Consider the following 16,772-nt stretch of genomic DNA (forward strand, 5'->3'; position numbering starts at 1 on the left):
TTTGGAGGACAGTAACATATGAATATTTTAGTTATTAACCATTATAATCGAGCAGTTATTATTCCGGACAACATTCTTGAAAGTGCAATTAACGCATTCGCTTCCACTATGTTTCTGGAGCATATCGTAACACTGGATGAATCGGAACTTGAGTCTTACGCTAACTATAGCGGACGAAATATCTTGACTCACGAGGACTTTGCATCAATCATTTACGGAAACTTGACGGCAACAGTTAATTACATTAACAGTGGTCTCCTGGTTCAAGGTGAGTATGAACTTTATGTGCAGAAGTCCCAGGACTTGGAAACAATTTACGCAGCTATGGTTGGAAATCGAATTGAAGCTAATAGCGCTCAAATGTACCGTTATATTACTTATGTGTTTGCTAACGGTGAACTTGAAGCTTCTGATAACTTGGTTGTATAAATCCACAAACACTCGCAATTATAGTTAGACTTGCATGTAACCTCTTGCATAACGTGCAATGAGGTTTTAGTACTATCATGGGTCGTAAACAATAAGAGAAGATAAGAAAAATATTGGAGGTAATAAACTATGAAAAATCATGTATTGGACCGTGTCGTTGAAGTTGGACTTCGTTTTTCGCAAGGAGATATCACAACTAAAGAGTTGGCTGACACTTACGGTGTAAGTAAAACTACAATTTACGACGACCTCACTAAGCGATTGCCTAAGGTTGACGAACAGCTGGCTGAGGATGTCCGTGAATTGATGGCAACTAAACGCGCATCGTAAACTCAACTGGAGGTTGATTTAGTGGGAAGTTCTGAATTTGTCTTTGTAAACGTAGAAAGTGGTCAGTTATGTTATAACAGCTCTGAGTTGAAATTGAGTCATCATTCAGGTTCCGGACTGCATGCAGTTCATCAACTTAGCGGTGAAAAGTATGTACCGCTGATGAAGACTAATATTACCGCAACACTAGGAACAATTCACGAAGGAAGTATACTTTACGCACAGCTTGATGGATGGTTTGATACATACGACATCTTTGTAATACGTTGGGTACCTGAAGACTATCAGCTACGTGCCTTCATCAAATACGGTATTGACGGATTTTTCACTACATCAGTCAGTATAAAAGATTTGATTAACATTGAGTATCTCGGAAACATTTACTCCGATTCACACTATTTAAACGATGATAACAATGAATTTCTAAACCGTCGCTAAGTGCGACGGTGTTTTAATTAGATCCTTAAGTAATCGTTTAAATTAGGTAGTATAAGATAATATTTCTTGGTATGATAGCAATAAGGTATAAAATCTCATTAAAACGGAGGAAGCACATGAAATCAACATTTGAACTGCTAGAATCTCTGCCTGAACCGATAGTATTATCATCACATCAACGGTCTCTGGTTGAGCACCATGGCACACCTCTTATCGGTGATGCAAGTGCAGGCTCCGGTAAATCCACGACTTCAATTACAAAACTACTCTATATGCAGCGCGAATTGAATATTCCGGGACATAAAATTGCTTTCCTGATGTTTAACAAAGAAGCACGGGATAAAGCAGAGGAAAAATATATTTACCTATGTAACGAGTTGAACGTTCGACCGACAGCTAAGTTTTATACGATTCACGCATTGTGTAACTTCATTGTACGGAAATGGATGCCAGACCGTAGTCTAGTATCTGAATATGAAATGATGCCTACACTGCGTAAGTTGTTGAGCGAAGTTATGGAGCGTCCAACTGATAAGGAGCGTAAGACTGTATCGGAACTTATGTCCTTCATGATTAACCGGAACTTGAATATCGAGCAATTGTCTGAAACATCTAAGTTCATTGCTTCCGGAATGCAAATTTCCACTGTAGCTCACGTATATGATGGTATGATGGATCATAAAAAGCGTAACAAGTTAATCGACTTTGATGATATGCAACTTTACGCTCTGAGACTTCTGGAAAATTTCCCTCAAGTTCGTGATGTATGTACTGCACTGTTTGATTATTGGATTATTGATGAGTTTCAGGACGTATCACCAATTCAAATTGCAGTAGTTAACCAGATGCTTCGTGATAAAGATAATTTCACAGCTATCGGTGATGGTGATCAGGCGATTTACAGATGGCGTGGTGCGGATGATAAATATATCAATGAATTCGAGAAATTCTTCCCTAATGCTCAACGGATTCAACTGCCAATTAACTATAGATGCCCGCATAATATTTTGATGCCAGCTAAGCGGTTGATTGAGCGTAATACTCCTCGTGTCCATAAGAATATCGAAGCACACAAACAGGGTGGAGTTATTCGTTATTGTCCAAGTAAATCTCAGCTTGGTTCATCACAAGGTATAGCTCAAGAAATTATTGAACTATTCAATACCAAAACTGCGATGCCTATGGACATGGCCGTACTTTGTCGAAATAACAATCAGCAAATGTTTGTTATCGATATGCTTTTACAGGCAGGTGTACCTATTCGCGTAGCCTCGAAAGAGAATTTGGTATATAATCACTTTATCACAAGTGATTTGATGAATATCCTAGAGTTTGCGACAAGACAAACTGACTCACGTTTATTCGAGAAATGCGCTATGAAAATTATGCGTGGTGTTAACAAACGTGATATCGGTAACGTTGCAAGAAGCATGGGCGCTACAGGTCAGCACTGGGTTGATATTATTGACCGCAGAACAGCAAATGAAGCGCACGAAATGCTGAACGATGTCGCTCATTGCTTGAAAAATGGCGGTACAGTGGCACAAGCCATCGCTATCTTCAAAGATGCCTATTTCGTTTACGCGAAGTGGATGATGACTAGCCTTTGGGATATTACTGAGACTGACTTGGTTGATATCTTCGATTACTTCAGCTTCCTGGGTGAAAGATCGTTCGATGATTTGAAACGTTATCTGGCACGGGCAAAAGCATTGCTCAACAGTCTTGATGAAGAGAAAAATGCGGTAACAATTATCACGATGCATATTTGTAAAGGTCTCGAATTTAAATATGTCTGGTTGTTGCACGTATCCGACGAGGTTTTACCTAACGCTAAAGTTATGGATAAACTGAAGAAGATTCTCGGTGACGCCGCGGCAGGCCAGCATCAAAAAGAGGAAACTAACCTCTTATATGTAGCAATGACACGGGCAATGGAGCAGCTTGTTATCACGTATCCGGAAGACGATATCAGTCGTCTATTGTACTTCACTTTGGAGCCGGGTAAATCATTGCAAGATGTACAAGAAGATGTACGGATGTTCTTGATCGACAAGGGAGCGACTATCAATGGCTAAATTTTGGAAGACTTTAACTTGGTTGGCGTGGCTACTATTTATTATAGTAGCCGCGATCAACGTAGCGTACATTTACGTTATCGCTACGCCGGATGTTGAAGCTAGTTGGTTGGCTAATCTTCTGGGAATAAATCAAGTATTAATTTACATTGCAGTACCGGTTATGTTTGTGCTGATGGTGAGGAACGTACTATACAGCGCAGGTAAACGCAGTCTATTTGGGGTATCCCTTGAACGCAAGTTACCTAAAAAAGACGAGACTGTTGTAGAAAGTGGGAATAGCGATGCCGTGGAAAACTAAGAAAGCAAAGATAATCGCTTACACTATTAACTGTATTATAGCTTTAGCTTTAATTGTAGGTGTGATAATGGATTCGGCTATTGCTAATACATTGGCTGTAATCTTTATCGTTGTAGAACTAACCTATACATTTATCATCTACAATAGATTATATCGTATTAGAAAAGCTAATAAAGCTAAATAAAGGGGTAGAATCCCTTATACATAACTACGGAGGATGATTATATTGAAACCATTCTTGAATAGAAACGCGTTGAACATTACATCGCTACTGAGGATACTCTCGTTTGGACTTGCAGCTTATTGCATAGTTACTACAGTACTTACGCCTTGGGATCCAGCTACACTTGTAGCAATTGAGGAAATTTACTGGATAATTAAATTAATTGTAGCTGTTTTCATTACGGCAGTAATTTACGTGATGACTAACACTATCATTACGTTAATTTCGGAGTTTCTATTTACCAGCGAAATATCTAATCTTGCACACGCGCGAATCACTAAGCATGCCTTTCGGGTTGAGTTCGGTGAGGTAACTGACGAAATAATTGAACAATACCGGAAAGATATGGCAGAGGAAGCGCGTGAAGCGCGAGAACTTGCGGCTAGAGAAAGTGATGAAGACGATGACGACGAGTCTGATCCTATCTGGGATGGGATTGAAGCTTTAGAGGACAGTATCATCGAGAAATATGATATACCTAACGCTATCATAACTATTTCAGAATATGTCATTAGTCTGTATAAGACAGAGGGATTCTACTACTCTATCTCCGCTAACCGCGAACTGATAAAAACTATTGATGATATTCTCAAAATAGATGTTAAGTACGATAAAGCTGATGTCGTAGGTGCGCTGACAGATTTACAGTTTGAACTTTCATGTCATCTTGTAGAAGAGGATGACAGCGAGAATAAAGTAAGTTAAGTTAGCTAAATATACGTTGATTAAAAGAGGGGAATTATTTCTCCTCTTTTTGTCGTTTAGATTATATTTAAATATCGAAATGGAGGTAATTATGTGCATAGACTTTTAGAGGTTTCTGGAGCAAAATTTAATATTGAAACCAGAACAGTGCAAGAACACGGCATAGTGTTGCTACGAGATATAAACGGGAATATTACGAATGAAGCTCTGCGGTTATTTGACAGTCTTAATATTTCCAAGGAACAGAGCAATGAAGACAGATTAGGAGACTTTACTGCTCGAATTACATATCTTTCTTTTCCAACTAGGGAATATTCACCTCAAAACTACAAAAATAAACTACTTTCAATGGGTCACTCGTCTCCTTGGAGTTTAAAAACTATATCTATTTTAGTGGTGGGTTTGAGTATAGAGACCGTTTTAGAGTTTGTATCAGGGTATGCTAACAGATCCGGTAGACTCACAAGTAGTGACACTAAAGCTATGAATAATCCCTATTACTACACTGGGAATAATGCAAGATTGGAATCCTTGATTGGTGATTTTGTTAGATGGCGTAATTCTTTAGATACAACAGATTTAACTCTTAATGAATCTAACCAATTCCAGCTGGCTAGTAAGTGTTCTGCAATTGTAGTTTCTATGGAACCCCAGGAATGGGAGGAGTTATTAGATTCTAGACTAGACCCCGACACTCACTGCGAGATCGAATATGAAAATATACTAAAACGAATTAGGTCTACTGTTCCAGTCTCTTTGGAATCAGTCCTAAGAGCAAGTGACGCCAATATGAAGAGATTCATTGAATACGCGCAAGATAACGGAATGTTTTACAAAAAATCAACTAATAGCTACTGGTATCCCTCTTTAAATGCAGGTATTCCAAAAACAGTTAAACCTGACTGGGTGCATCAAGGAACATATAGACTACATGATCTATTTCACACGATACTGCCCGATCCACTTCCTCATACTAATAGATTTAATTATGTAATCACTAAATTTATGGGGGAATTATTTTCTAATTTGATCGCCGATGGGTGGGCAATATCTATATTAGACCAGAAATGCGGAGTTAATTACGATTACACTCAGCGACACGTTTATCCATTGTGGAAAACACATGAGGAACTCGGTTACAACCCTATCGAAATTTTGAAAGAAATATCAACAATCGTCGCAAAACATTTCTTATATTTAGAGAAAGCCCCTGAGAACTATGAAAATTATATTAAACACTATTCTTATTTTTATGATACGGATATCGTATGGAACGCAAGGAACTATGACAAACACCTGGCAAGTAGACGGGAAACTTTACGTAAAACGGCTGAAGATAACTTAAATCTTTGGAAAAATGAGCATATGTACGTCACAAGTTCCTCTGCATTGGATTTGGAGGACATTATTAATATTTTTATAACACATATCGAGGGTATATTATCGGGCAGTTTAATGCCCCGTGGAAATGGAGTAAAACTAGGGAACCTACTATCAGATCGTGACGATTTACGTATATTCCCTCACGAGAAAATGAAGTATGGTGATATATCACGAAAAGAGTACGAAGAATGTCTAATAACACTCGGAACTATTATTTAAACTCCTTAATAAGTCCTTAAGAATATGTAGATGTAAGGATAAGTAAATAATATAAAGGAGATTATATCATGTTCGAGATATCTCAGATTATTGCAGGTATACTGCTCTTGATTGGATTCGTCCTTGTTATACTTATGACTATAAAGGATATCATAAATATAATACGATCTACAAAGTTTATGCATAATCTTAAAATTGAAATTAATCGTGAAGGTGCTTCATACTTCGATAACTTTACCGAAGATGAATTAAAGGATTACTGGGAAATTTTCTTCACTGAAGAAAGCGAAATGCCGCTTAACACTGGAGAAGCTATCGAAGCAATGGTAGATAAAGCTAATCAGTACTGCAAATTAAAAGGAATTAACTAGGAGGAATGACTATGTGTAACTGTGGAGCACAGTTCGAGATTGATTGTGATTGTCGTCCAGATTATGGATATATTCCAGCACATCTGGATGCGCGTGCTGATGTTGATGTATATGCTTATGACCAAGAAGTTTATCAAGGATGTCCTGAACCTAAAATTGAAGTACCTGTAAGGGTTCCGACATGTAATTGTGGTAATTCCGGTGCTTGTGATGATTGTCTACCATTCTAACTAAACTTTGGGGAGTGTATATAATGAAAAATAAAATTGAAAAGGCACTAAATATATTTCTACTCGTCGATTTAATTGTGATGCTGATAGTATCTGTGCTGTGGCTGTCTGGGGTTCAATGGGTTGCGGAAATAATGTCAAAATTTACAATGGTACAGGTTATGATTTTCGGTTCACTTGTAATTTATGACATGGCTCCTGGTGATGATAAAGATAGCTCTGAGATTACAGCTGCAGGACAGAATTAAACCCCGAAATTACTCTGGAGGTTATTATGGCAAAATTCAGAAAAATATTACGGTATACTGAGTGGACAGCTTTTATTCTCACTTTAATCACATTGATAGCGTTCGCTACATATGCATTTACCGCTCCAGTGGCTAATGTTAATTTTATCTTAAGTACTATTTATTATCCAGCAGTTATCGGTATCATTTGTCTTATATTAAATATGATTTTGGGTATCGTTGATCTGATTAAAACAAAAAGATCGGCTAAAAATGATGTCCAACAAAAAGACAATGATAACGGGGGATATGATAATGCAGGTCAAACAGTTTAATATCCATGACTCTGGAGATAATCTCCCTATCGTGGTAAGAAAATTTACAGAGTATTCGTCTATGTCTGATAATATCTATGCATACAGCTTAGACTTGGACCGTGGATTAATGATGGCAATGATCAGTTTCAAGTTTTTTGACGGAGCATATTGCCGTGCAAATGGAAACTTTAATCCTCTTAAGTCTCCTTCACAGTCGCTAATTGCTGTCCAACGCTACATTGAAAGTAATTGGGACTACTTAGATGATGACATTATCATTGATGTAGGGCATATTCTACAATACAGCCAGACTTAGTGACTATTGTAAAATACTTAATATTAAACTTCAAATATAACCTAAATTAAACCACTAACTTAAACTGTTAGTGGTTTAATTTGGTCCTGCAATGATCGTGATCATTATATAATAAGGTACTTTAAGAGAAAATTACCTTTTGTGCCGTATTTAATCTAACATCACAGAGATTGTAGACTAAATCTACTACTTAAACTATATTCTACTTACCAATTACTTACCTTACCTCTAAAAACCTCAAAATCCGCATATACTTCAATTCCCACTTAATAATCTATAATCCGGGGGTTGTGCTCATGTTTACTCAAGTTGAATCAGTTAAACCGTTAAAGGAATACATTGCCGAACGTAGTGAAGGTCTCACTGAAGACCTACGAGTTTATGCCTTACCTTATGAAGAACAAGCAATTAATATGATGAGACGTCACTTGTTATCTGGATCACATTTCGGAATACTCTTTGATGTCGACGTTGACGGACTGGCATCTGGTCTAATTATGTATGAGTTCTTGGGCGAATTGGAAGAAACGCCAAAAACATTCATGAATATCGATAAGGAACATGGACTTAACGATGCGATCACTGCTGAGATTATTCAATCAGGCATTGATATTCTCGTTATTGTCGATGCAGGTAGTAGCGATATTCACCATATCAAACAGATCAATAACGCTGGAATTGAAGTACTTGTGTTGGATCATCATGAGATTGAGGGTAACGATGAATTTGTAGGAGCACATCATGTAATCGTTAATGTTTGCATGGGTGAGAATACTGAGTTGAGTGCTGGTGGAGTAGTCTTTAAGTTTATCGAAAGACTAACTGCAGCAATGGGAATGGATTACACTTTACGGAACCGTCATCTTAACTGGGCAGGTCTCTCGGTTATCTCAGATTCATGTTCGTTATTAAACGATGAAAATCGTTATATGGCACGACATTTAAGTGAGAATTTTCGTCAGGAACAAATCTTCGGTTTACCTAAATATTATGGTAGCCCTCGATCACTATTCTCTTTCCAAGTAATTCCAATGCTCAATGCGCAAATTCGGATGAACCAAACTAAACGTGCAATTCAAATGGTATTGGAACGGTCTAAACGCCGACTCACTGACCTCTGGGATCAGGGTACGGAAACATTGAATGAAGCCCGGAGTTTGGTAGATAGTAATATTAAAAATGGACGGGTCACTAAAAATGCCAACTTCACGATTGCACAAATTACACACGGTACACTCTCCGGTCTGATTGCAAATAAATTAGTAAAAGAGCGTGGAGTACCGGCAATTGCTATTTACCGGAGTAAGACTGGAACAATACGTGGTAGTTTCCGTGGACCTGGTACTCACCATTATCTCGATTACTTTCAGGAACGTGGAATCTGGGCTAAAGGTCACCAAGCTGCATTTGGTTTACAGTTTACGGATGCGGAGTTTGAGATGATTGCTGATCTTTATAACAGCTTTCCATCATATCCACCGAGTCCGGAAATTATTCTCAATACTGATAATTTGACAGAGACATTTACTTATATGCGAGATATGGCACGGTTCAATGAGTTAGCCGATCATCGGCTACAGCCATTCCTTTTGAAAGTTAATTTACAGGCTCCGCAAATGTCAGTATACGGTAAACTTAAAACAATTATCGATGGACCTTGGGAAATCAAAGATTTTACTGAGAAACCTTTAACTCGCACGATTATCGTAAAACCTTGTTTGGATAATTCAATTCTCGGATACCAATTACTTCGAGACCGTTGATAGGAGAATTTTATGTCAGCATATTTTATTGGACGGTGTAAAAAGCGAATTACCCGGTCAATGCCGCCGTTCTTGGGAATGCCTGAGGATTTAGCGAAGAAATTAACGCAAGAGTACGCAGTCGAACCCGGTGATGTAATTCATATTTATCAAGGTTGGCAGGCAAAGTACTATTATTTCTACCTGAATTACCAGGAAGTCCAAATGGAACTTGAAGAATTACGTGAGCATTTTGACATGGAATATACGGAAGGTAGTTATAACACTTGCATTCGTAATAATGTTCCGTGTGAGTTGATCGGACATCATATTCCTGAAGGCACCACGTCGGAAACTAAAGCTTATTCTAACTGTTGTCGAATCGGATGGCACATCGGACGTGCCGCATGTTCACGCTATGAAAGTCACAAAAACTTAGCAGAAATGGAGGAATTACCTTGAATTACACGGAAGATTACATGAGAAATATGCTTGAGTATTGGCATCCTGACTGGCACCGGCATACTATTGATACTTTTAAAGGTCAGCAATTAACTGCAATTTATCTCAAGTCTGAGAAGAAATACGGGCCGAAAAAACGCAGCGGCGTTAGTACCGAGTATATGATCGAGAAAATGTTGGAATGGAATCCAAACACGACTCTGGAACAGTATATGATTTACACTGGCGATCAGATTCATGATATGTATCGGAAACAATCTGCAGAAATCGTAGAGCAGATGATGGCGGCCTATTCATAAGTTATGACTTAAGTCATGAAAGTATATTATGCCTTCCATTATTGATGAGCTTTATCACATGAATATAGGAGGAATCGGATATGAAAAGTATTACATTAACTATTAATGAAAAAGAATATAAAGCTTCTGTAATTTCATTTGTTGGCGAAGTACTCTCCGTCATCATGGATGAACTGGTAGAATTCGAAGCAGCACAGAGTATCGCTTATTCCTATGAAGGAAAACGTTCCTCGGTACGCGTATTACGGGCTGAAGGTAAAAAAGTCTTGATTCTCGTACCTTATCACTCTTTGAATATTCTCGGTGAACGGCGTCAATTTCCACGTTACCGCTTAGATATGCACATGAAATTGATTTCTGAGTCTGGTGAGGAATTTGACGTCTTGACTAATAACCTGAGCATTTACGGAGCGGGTATTATCACTGGTAAGAAGTTGATGCCTGGTGAGTATCGCTTTGAATTGACAGGATTAGATATCAGTGGTAAAATAAACCTTAGTGACTATAAACATGGAAACTATGGTGGCGAGTTTGTCTCTATGACACGACTCAGTAATTTCGAATTGCGTCGAATTATCCTTAATCACCAACTGGAATTAATGGATGCTGTTGAAGAAAATGTATCCTAAATAATTCGTTTTTTATATAGTATTGAATCTACAGCTTGTCGTTTTAATTAAATAGTAGTAAGAAAAATAAGGGTATATATTTGAGAGGGTGACTGTATTGAGTTTCGTCGATCCTAAAGAAGTACGCGACGAGCACTTGGTTAAAACGGTAGCGGACAACACCAAGGCTTACGCAGAGAAAGTCAACTTCGACCGGGCAATGCCATACAGTAGTGATGGTAATAAGCCGGTATTCCGTTTTATTATGGAATCCATATTTCAATTAACTGGAAAAAATAAAAATTTGCCTGTAAAAGCGTCTAAAGTCAACTCGAACGTTATTGGCGACTATCACCCACACGGTGATGCAGGTGTACACGAAGCTCTTGCAGATTCCATGAAGGACTATGTAAGCTTGATTGACGGACCTGAGATTGCACCGCGTACAACGACAACTACTAAAGCTGCTCGTTATGTGGATGTAAACTTTACACCACTGGGTATGGAATATATGTCTAACCGACATATGGCCGCTGAAGGTGAATCTTATAGTGGTGTGAAAATGCCATTGTCATTCCGTCCACGTTTCCCGTACCAACTGATGCGTTCATCTTTTAGTATCGGAGTCGGTTTCGAAGGATTGGAATTACCTTGGAATCCGGTGGAAGTAATCGAAGCACAAATTGCAATGATTAAAGCACGTAAAGAGAATCGCCAAGTTTCAACGGAAGAACTGGCACAAATTCTCAAAGGACCGGATCTTTATAAAAATCATACCGCTTATATGAGTACTGAATCTCTTCACTCTTTGATTGATGGTGGTATCGGATCAATTACGGTAGTTGCCAAAATTGATGTGCAGGGTAAAGAAATCATTATTCGTGAAACTCCGTATCGTGAGCATTCACCGAACGTTGCTGAATCTATTCGTAATAAAGCTCGTGCTTTCCATGCTAACAAATCTACTTATAACCCTAAAAATCGTAACATGATTCGTGGGTTGATTGATATCAGCGGTGAAAAGCAGCCGGCTAAAGACTTCTCGCAAGGTGAGGATATCAAAATTGTATGTTACATGGACGGATCGGTTCCGGCTGAGAGATTGCTGAACGACCTCTACAGTAAAACAAACCTGAAACGTGCGTATCTTATGAAGTACGTGCAGATAGTAGAGGATGAAGACGGAAACAAGTTGATAGCTCTAGTTCCACTTCGTTCCATTATCTCATCTACTATTGACAACAATATCGAATTCTATCAGCAAAAGTATCAAGCTGAAATCGATAAGTTGGAGCGCGAATTCGTTGTAAACATCGCTATGGAGAAAGCTACACGTCCTGAGCATATCGACGAAGTACTCCTGGCAATGAAAAGCAAAAATAAACTTGACTTGTTGTTGGGTATCAAAACTGCTGATTTCACCCAAGAGGAAGCTGAACTGGTCGTAAATCAACGTGCAACTCGATTCTCTGACCGAGATAGAATTTTACTTGAAATTGACCGTTTCGAAGGAAAGAAAAACGAGTTGATTGAAAAGTTGAAGCTGGAAAATATTCTAACTGAAACTTTGAACTACATTCAACACACAATTCTTCCTCTGGTTAAAAATAAAACTCGACGGACAGAAATTATTTACACTGCATTGTCTCACGCAACACCACAAATCAAGACTCACGTTGAGGTGAACAGTGTTTACGTGAACATTGATGGTAATAACATCTGGAAGACTAATTACCAGGTTCAGGATTGCCGATCTATTGAAATTAAGGAAAACTCACATGTTATTGCAATGACTGCTGATAAGTTTGTGAAGATTCCGGTTGATGAGATCGCGCAACAAGCATCATCGGCACTGAATTACGTAGGTGAACGTGTTTACTCACTGTTTACACTCTCACCAAAGTTGAATAAAGTGATGTTGTTCCTAAATTCCAATGGTTCGATGAAATCGATGTTGGATGAACGAGTTGATACTCGAGTGAACTCAATTGCATCTGCACCAATCACTGAAGGTTCTATTACTACCTTCGAATTGGACAGTGAAGATGAACTTGATAATCATGTTCTGGCAATTGTCACTAAGTTCGGTTATACTAAAACAATCACTTTGGAACGATTCACTCCTAAGGATCGGAAAGCCGGTTACCTTCGTGTAACTAAACTGAAAGAAGGCGATAGCATCGTCTGGGCTCAGTTGGTACCGAAAGGGTTCGTCGGAGCAACGATCGAAATCAACGATAAACGTTTCGAAGTTGATGAATATACTTGGGAACAGCGGATTGAAACGTTGGGACTTGAGTTACCAGATGTAACTGATGTTGAAAATGTCAATGTTCAAATTGGTACTTATACATTTACACTCGAAGTTGGAGAGCAAGAAGATCCACTGCAAGGTGTAGCTGACATCGACATTTAAAATATAACAACTGCCTAAATCACATGGTTTAGGCAGTTTTCCTTCTTACCCTCAAATTCCACATATTCCTTCCCTCCGCAAATTCCTCAGAGTCCGCGGTAACAGAACTTCGACTTACTTATTCTGAGGAGGACTCAAATGTTTAAGAAAAAATCCGACGGTATGCGACCGGCTTTGGCTAACCAGCTAAAACGGGCAAGTGTATACATTATCGTAGCCGCGCTTATGATTGGTGTCTTTTTATTCTTGTACTTTAATGTAATGGAATCTAAGAAAGATGTTGAGGTAATTACGTTGAGTACTGATGTTGGGCCGGGTCAATTGATCACATCTGATATGTTGGTAAAATCCAAAAAATCGGCACGTGATTATGATGAGAACACTGAAATTCCTTGGTATGCCGCTGAGGACTTTGTAGTTAATAAGTATGCTGCGGTGTATATTGCTAAGGATGTCCCACTCCGTGATACATGGTTCATGGGTACTGGTGTAGAGAAACTCAATTACTTGAAAGAAATGACAGCTAATGAGCAACTCACAACAATCCCTTATGACAGTAGTTATGCAGGTGGTAACTTGCTTAAACCAGGAGATCACATCAAACTCTACGCTTCATACCTGAAAAGTGATGCAACTGGCCGTGAGGAACAGAAAGCTACTGTAGAAATTGTCTTTGAAGATGCAACAGTAACTGACCTCTTGAACAGCAGCAAAAACTCCATTCTCAGTATCATTGAAGATGCACAACGTCTACCAATTACTGAACGCGAAGCACTTATGTCCTCTGATTCCTTCCAAGAACAACTATCCCCACGTTATATGATGATTATTCTCAAAAAGGATCAAGCTACCGCATTGAAACAAGCGATGGGTAGTGCAAAAATGCAACTGTCCGCAGATATCTTGACACGTAATCGTCCTGAAGGACAGAAAGAAATTATCACAGGTAACCTTCTTTCTACTTACCTCCAGAAACAACAAACTGACAGTTCATCTACTAAATAGGAGGTAGCACACGGATGGCAATACTCGATTTCTTAAAAGGGTCGAAAGATACTGAACCAGTAGATTTTACCCTTAGTGATTATAGTCATTCCAATTTCGGAGTGATTGGGCTGAATAACGGTGCGGGAGCATCAACTACAGCTGTATCCCTCGCAATATCATTGGCACGACAAAATAAGAAAGTTTTACTACTTGATGCTGATATTTTCCAACCCTCGCTCTACTTCTTCTTTAGCGGTCTGGTTATTCCTTCCGAAAAATCCTTCATTCGCTATCTAGCAAAGGAAACTAAAGAAACTGATATTAGTATTAAGGTGCCTGGGTACGATAATTTATGGTTGACTACAGTTTCACCTCAGGATCAGTTAGAAAACTTACTTAGTGCAAATGTAGAGCAATATCGGTTGATGTTGAAGTATATTGTCGATACTTTTGATTTCGTTATTGCGCGAGTACCTTACCAGCCTTACAGTACGCTTTTCTACGAGACAGTTCAAGCTATGGACCGTTCGTTTATGGTCTGGGATGAGCAGAATGACTCTGCAATTAAAGCACAGTCTGTTGTGAATCACTTCCGTAACTTCTCAGCTAATGCGGGGCATATGAACCGCGTAGTCATTAATAAGCGGACAAAAAGTCCTTTTGATTATGACAAAATTGATGAGTTGAATTGCAAGTTATTGGCGGAGATTCCGTTACAGAAAGTTGCACCTAAGGCCAAGGATAGTGGTGAAAATTTGTTAGCGTATTCCGGAGTATCTCGCGAATATCTCGCTGCAATTAAACAGCTTTCCGATAACCTACTTAACTAGGAGGGTACTTATGATGGAAGCGCTACGTCAACGACCAAAACACGTTGCTAAGGGTAAGTTGCGGGAGAACGGAGAATATAATGATACTTATGTTTCCCTTGATTATCCGCCAATTAATAGAACTGATAATGATCAGGCTGGACTTGACTCAGTGAAAGCACTGAAACAATCGCCTGACCTTCTGATTCTCGGTGAGGTACGTGATCCTGAAGCGCTGAAACAGTTGTTCGGAGATAGCATGGGTATCGATCCCCAATATTGGAATAATACACATCCTGGACATGAGGATAACGAGTAACCAGCAAAATTTACACGAAATACGAACTACCGGGGTGAACTATAAATGGGAGTAATGTTTACGAGTATTGAGTTGGCCGACCTCCGACATAAAAATGCCGATCATGATGTGGTAGACTCAAACTCAATTACATTCGAAAAGGCGCTCGAACTTTGTCGGCGTCACATATATCGACTTGTCAATCGTAACCTGAATGTTAGTAATGAGCGAGCAAAAGAGCAAACTCATGAAGATATTGAAGTCTTTGCCGGTAAGTTGATTTCTGAGGGAACTGTAGTTGAAGCCTATGAAGGTAATCTCGCAGGACTTATCGTTGCATTGAAAGACGAAATTACCGATTATGGTGTAATTACACAATTGCTAAACCGGGCTGATATTGATGAAGTTCGTGTCAACGGTAAACGTGCTATCTTTTACCAAAAGAATGGTGTTATGTACGCTTACCGTAAACGGTTCTTTGAAACTGATGAAGACTTAAAACGTGTAGTTGATAAGTTGCTCGGGACAGATGTACGTCTGTCTCCTAGCGAACCATTCAAGAACTCACGTAGTGTTGAAGGATGGCGTGTCAATGCTATTGATAAGAGTATCTCTCACTTTAGGGAATATGCTCTCGTTATTCGGAAACCTAAAGCTTCGCGGTTGAATGAGATTGACTTGATTCAAGGTAACACAATGAGTTTCGATATGGCAAGCTTATTGCGATATCTTCCGCGAATTCACTGTAGCTGGTTTACAGTAGGACCTACCGGTTCTGGTAAAACGTTGATCAATGAGATCATTGGTACTAATATCAATGATAATGACCGTTGTATCTTGGTAGAGAATCCGAATGAAATGCGGTTTATCAAGTACACTGAGGATGAAGAACAGTATATCAAGAATGACTTCCTGCAAATTCTCGCATCTAATCCAAGTAGCGAAAATCCGGCAATGACTGAACCTACAATGAACAACTTGCTGGAAAATGCCTTGCGTCAGACACCGACATACATCGGTGCCGGTGAGATTCGGAGTAAAGATGAATTCAAAACTGTGCTTGTTGCGATGCAGACTGGTCACTATGTATTCACAACGTTCCATGCTGATGATGCACGTGGGGCGACAAAACGTTTCTTAACTACTTACCTTGCGGCTTCTGCTAACGAACCGCCTGAGTTGGTAATGAGTAACCTTTGTGATAATGTAAACTTCATTATTTGTACTCGACTTTTCCCTCACATCGGGAAACGGAGAATTACGCAAATTGCTGAGGTTGTGGGATCGGTTGGAATGGAGCCAGTAATCAATATGATTTATGAATATGATGTGGATGAAGTTACAGATGACGGTATTGTTAAATCTCGCTTTATTCGCAAAAACGCACTATCTGCGAAGACAATTCAGAAGTTTAAATACTCTGGTATTCCTTCATCATTCTATCGGCAGTGGGCTGAACCTCCAAACAATTCCGAAGGGGATGTTGTTCAAGAATTTAGTGAACAGATCCTTGAAATGGGGATCGAAGGCGGTATCCTAGTTGAGGATGAAGATGGTGTAATTCAAGAAGCAGTCGGGGTGTAA

Annotated in this window: 20 protein-coding genes; all 20 read left to right on the forward strand. The window is 39.1% G+C overall.

The features are described from left to right. Window positions 1–18: 18 nt before the first annotated feature. The 20 genes from ABGV42_RS01590 (at window position 19) to ABGV42_RS01685 (ending at window position 16,772) form a co-directional block, all read left to right on the forward strand. Window positions 19–429, forward strand: coding sequence for a hypothetical protein (locus ABGV42_RS01590; protein WP_347380072.1), 411 nt, complete (start codon window positions 19–21; stop codon window positions 427–429). Window positions 430–558: 129 nt separating this feature from the next. After that, window positions 559–759 carry a sporulation transcriptional regulator SpoIIID gene (locus tag ABGV42_RS01595; protein ID WP_347380073.1) on the forward strand — a complete coding sequence of 67 codons (201 nt, stop codon included), beginning with the start codon at window positions 559–561 and terminating at the stop codon, window positions 757–759. 21 nt (window positions 760–780) lie between these two features. Then, complete coding sequence (locus ABGV42_RS01600) at window positions 781–1,197, forward strand: hypothetical protein (protein ID WP_347380074.1); 417 nt, start codon at window positions 781–783, stop codon at window positions 1,195–1,197. 116 nt (window positions 1,198–1,313) lie between these two features. Then, complete coding sequence (locus ABGV42_RS01605) at window positions 1,314–3,275, forward strand: ATP-dependent helicase (protein ID WP_347380075.1); 1,962 nt, start codon at window positions 1,314–1,316, stop codon at window positions 3,273–3,275. Next, window positions 3,268–3,576 (forward strand): hypothetical protein, encoded by a 309-nt coding sequence (locus tag ABGV42_RS01610; RefSeq protein ID WP_347380076.1) that lies wholly within the window; start codon window positions 3,268–3,270, stop codon window positions 3,574–3,576. The genes ABGV42_RS01605 and ABGV42_RS01610 overlap by 8 nt, the downstream gene beginning before the upstream one ends. 226 nt (window positions 3,577–3,802) lie before the next feature. After that, a complete protein-coding gene (locus ABGV42_RS01615) occupies window positions 3,803–4,504 on the forward strand; it encodes a hypothetical protein (protein WP_347380077.1) in 702 nt (233 codons plus the stop codon). Between the two features lie 93 nt (window positions 4,505–4,597). Beyond that, on the forward strand, window positions 4,598–6,106 hold the full coding sequence (locus ABGV42_RS01620) for a hypothetical protein (RefSeq protein WP_347380078.1): 1,509 nt from the start codon (window positions 4,598–4,600) through the stop codon (window positions 6,104–6,106). Between the two features lie 68 nt (window positions 6,107–6,174). Next, on the forward strand, window positions 6,175–6,477 hold the full coding sequence (locus ABGV42_RS01625) for a hypothetical protein (RefSeq protein WP_347380079.1): 303 nt from the start codon (window positions 6,175–6,177) through the stop codon (window positions 6,475–6,477). A 253-nt stretch (window positions 6,478–6,730) separates the two neighbouring features. Beyond that, window positions 6,731–6,955 (forward strand): hypothetical protein, encoded by a 225-nt coding sequence (locus ABGV42_RS01630; RefSeq protein ID WP_347380080.1) that lies wholly within the window; start codon window positions 6,731–6,733, stop codon window positions 6,953–6,955. Window positions 6,956–6,981: 26 nt separating this feature from the next. Next, window positions 6,982–7,269, forward strand: coding sequence for a hypothetical protein (locus ABGV42_RS01635; RefSeq protein WP_347380081.1), 288 nt, complete (start codon window positions 6,982–6,984; stop codon window positions 7,267–7,269). Further along, on the forward strand, window positions 7,250–7,567 hold the full coding sequence (locus ABGV42_RS01640; protein WP_347380082.1) for a hypothetical protein: 318 nt from the start codon (window positions 7,250–7,252) through the stop codon (window positions 7,565–7,567). Before ABGV42_RS01635 ends, ABGV42_RS01640 begins: the two co-directional genes overlap by 20 nt. Before the next feature lie 296 nt (window positions 7,568–7,863). After that, window positions 7,864–9,330 (forward strand): DHH family phosphoesterase, encoded by a 1,467-nt coding sequence (locus tag ABGV42_RS01645; RefSeq protein ID WP_347380083.1) that lies wholly within the window; start codon window positions 7,864–7,866, stop codon window positions 9,328–9,330. A gap of 12 nt (window positions 9,331–9,342) precedes the next feature. Then, a complete protein-coding gene (locus tag ABGV42_RS01650) occupies window positions 9,343–9,771 on the forward strand; it encodes a hypothetical protein (protein ID WP_347380084.1) in 429 nt (142 codons plus the stop codon). Continuing rightward, entirely contained in the window at window positions 9,768–10,070 is a 303-nt protein-coding gene (locus ABGV42_RS01655) for a hypothetical protein (protein WP_347380085.1), read from the forward strand. The genes ABGV42_RS01650 and ABGV42_RS01655 overlap by 4 nt, the downstream gene beginning before the upstream one ends. A gap of 80 nt (window positions 10,071–10,150) precedes the next feature. Beyond that, on the forward strand, window positions 10,151–10,699 hold the full coding sequence (locus ABGV42_RS01660) for a PilZ domain-containing protein (RefSeq protein WP_347380086.1): 549 nt from the start codon (window positions 10,151–10,153) through the stop codon (window positions 10,697–10,699). A 97-nt stretch (window positions 10,700–10,796) separates the two neighbouring features. Further along, window positions 10,797–13,094: a DNA gyrase subunit A gene (locus tag ABGV42_RS01665; RefSeq protein WP_347380087.1), complete on the forward strand. Its 2,298-nt coding sequence runs from the start codon at window positions 10,797–10,799 to the stop codon at window positions 13,092–13,094. A gap of 138 nt (window positions 13,095–13,232) precedes the next feature. Then, a complete protein-coding gene (locus tag ABGV42_RS01670; protein WP_347380088.1) occupies window positions 13,233–14,099 on the forward strand; it encodes a hypothetical protein in 867 nt (288 codons plus the stop codon). 14 nt (window positions 14,100–14,113) lie between these two features. Then, window positions 14,114–14,911 carry an AAA family ATPase gene (locus ABGV42_RS01675; RefSeq protein ID WP_347380089.1) on the forward strand — a complete coding sequence of 266 codons (798 nt, stop codon included), beginning with the start codon at window positions 14,114–14,116 and terminating at the stop codon, window positions 14,909–14,911. A 10-nt stretch (window positions 14,912–14,921) separates the two neighbouring features. After that, complete coding sequence (locus ABGV42_RS01680; RefSeq protein WP_347380090.1) at window positions 14,922–15,209, forward strand: hypothetical protein; 288 nt, start codon at window positions 14,922–14,924, stop codon at window positions 15,207–15,209. Between the two features lie 45 nt (window positions 15,210–15,254). Further along, window positions 15,255–16,772 (forward strand): ATPase, T2SS/T4P/T4SS family, encoded by a 1,518-nt coding sequence (locus ABGV42_RS01685; protein WP_347380091.1) that lies wholly within the window; start codon window positions 15,255–15,257, stop codon window positions 16,770–16,772.

The sequence above is a fragment of the Paenibacillus pabuli genome, from assembly GCF_039831995.1.
Taxonomy (GTDB): Bacteria; Bacillota; Bacilli; order Paenibacillales; family Paenibacillaceae; genus Paenibacillus; species Paenibacillus pabuli_C.

What these genes read in the sequence shown, in the direction of transcription:
- ABGV42_RS01680 (WP_347380090.1), top strand. Translation starts at nt 14,922, where the DNA reads ATGATGGAAGCGCTACGTCAACGACCAAAACACGTTGCTAAGGGTAAG.
- ABGV42_RS01670 (WP_347380088.1), top strand. Translation starts at nt 13,233, where the DNA reads ATGTTTAAGAAAAAATCCGACGGTATGCGACCGGCTTTGGCTAACCAG.
- ABGV42_RS01650 (WP_347380084.1), top strand. Translation starts at nt 9,343, where the DNA reads ATGTCAGCATATTTTATTGGACGGTGTAAAAAGCGAATTACCCGGTCA.
- ABGV42_RS01630 (WP_347380080.1), top strand. Translation starts at nt 6,731, where the DNA reads ATGAAAAATAAAATTGAAAAGGCACTAAATATATTTCTACTCGTCGAT.
- ABGV42_RS01590 (WP_347380072.1), top strand. Translation starts at nt 19, where the DNA reads ATGAATATTTTAGTTATTAACCATTATAATCGAGCAGTTATTATTCCG.
- ABGV42_RS01625 (WP_347380079.1), top strand. Translation starts at nt 6,175, where the DNA reads ATGTTCGAGATATCTCAGATTATTGCAGGTATACTGCTCTTGATTGGA.
- ABGV42_RS01660 (WP_347380086.1), top strand. Translation starts at nt 10,151, where the DNA reads ATGAAAAGTATTACATTAACTATTAATGAAAAAGAATATAAAGCTTCT.
- ABGV42_RS01595 (WP_347380073.1), top strand. Translation starts at nt 559, where the DNA reads ATGAAAAATCATGTATTGGACCGTGTCGTTGAAGTTGGACTTCGTTTT.
- ABGV42_RS01645 (WP_347380083.1), top strand. Translation starts at nt 7,864, where the DNA reads ATGTTTACTCAAGTTGAATCAGTTAAACCGTTAAAGGAATACATTGCC.
- ABGV42_RS01685 (WP_347380091.1), top strand. Translation starts at nt 15,255, where the DNA reads ATGGGAGTAATGTTTACGAGTATTGAGTTGGCCGACCTCCGACATAAA.
- ABGV42_RS01605 (WP_347380075.1), top strand. Translation starts at nt 1,314, where the DNA reads ATGAAATCAACATTTGAACTGCTAGAATCTCTGCCTGAACCGATAGTA.
- ABGV42_RS01635 (WP_347380081.1), top strand. Translation starts at nt 6,982, where the DNA reads ATGGCAAAATTCAGAAAAATATTACGGTATACTGAGTGGACAGCTTTT.
- ABGV42_RS01640 (WP_347380082.1), top strand. Translation starts at nt 7,250, where the DNA reads ATGCAGGTCAAACAGTTTAATATCCATGACTCTGGAGATAATCTCCCT.
- ABGV42_RS01675 (WP_347380089.1), top strand. Translation starts at nt 14,114, where the DNA reads ATGGCAATACTCGATTTCTTAAAAGGGTCGAAAGATACTGAACCAGTA.
- ABGV42_RS01610 (WP_347380076.1), top strand. Translation starts at nt 3,268, where the DNA reads ATGGCTAAATTTTGGAAGACTTTAACTTGGTTGGCGTGGCTACTATTT.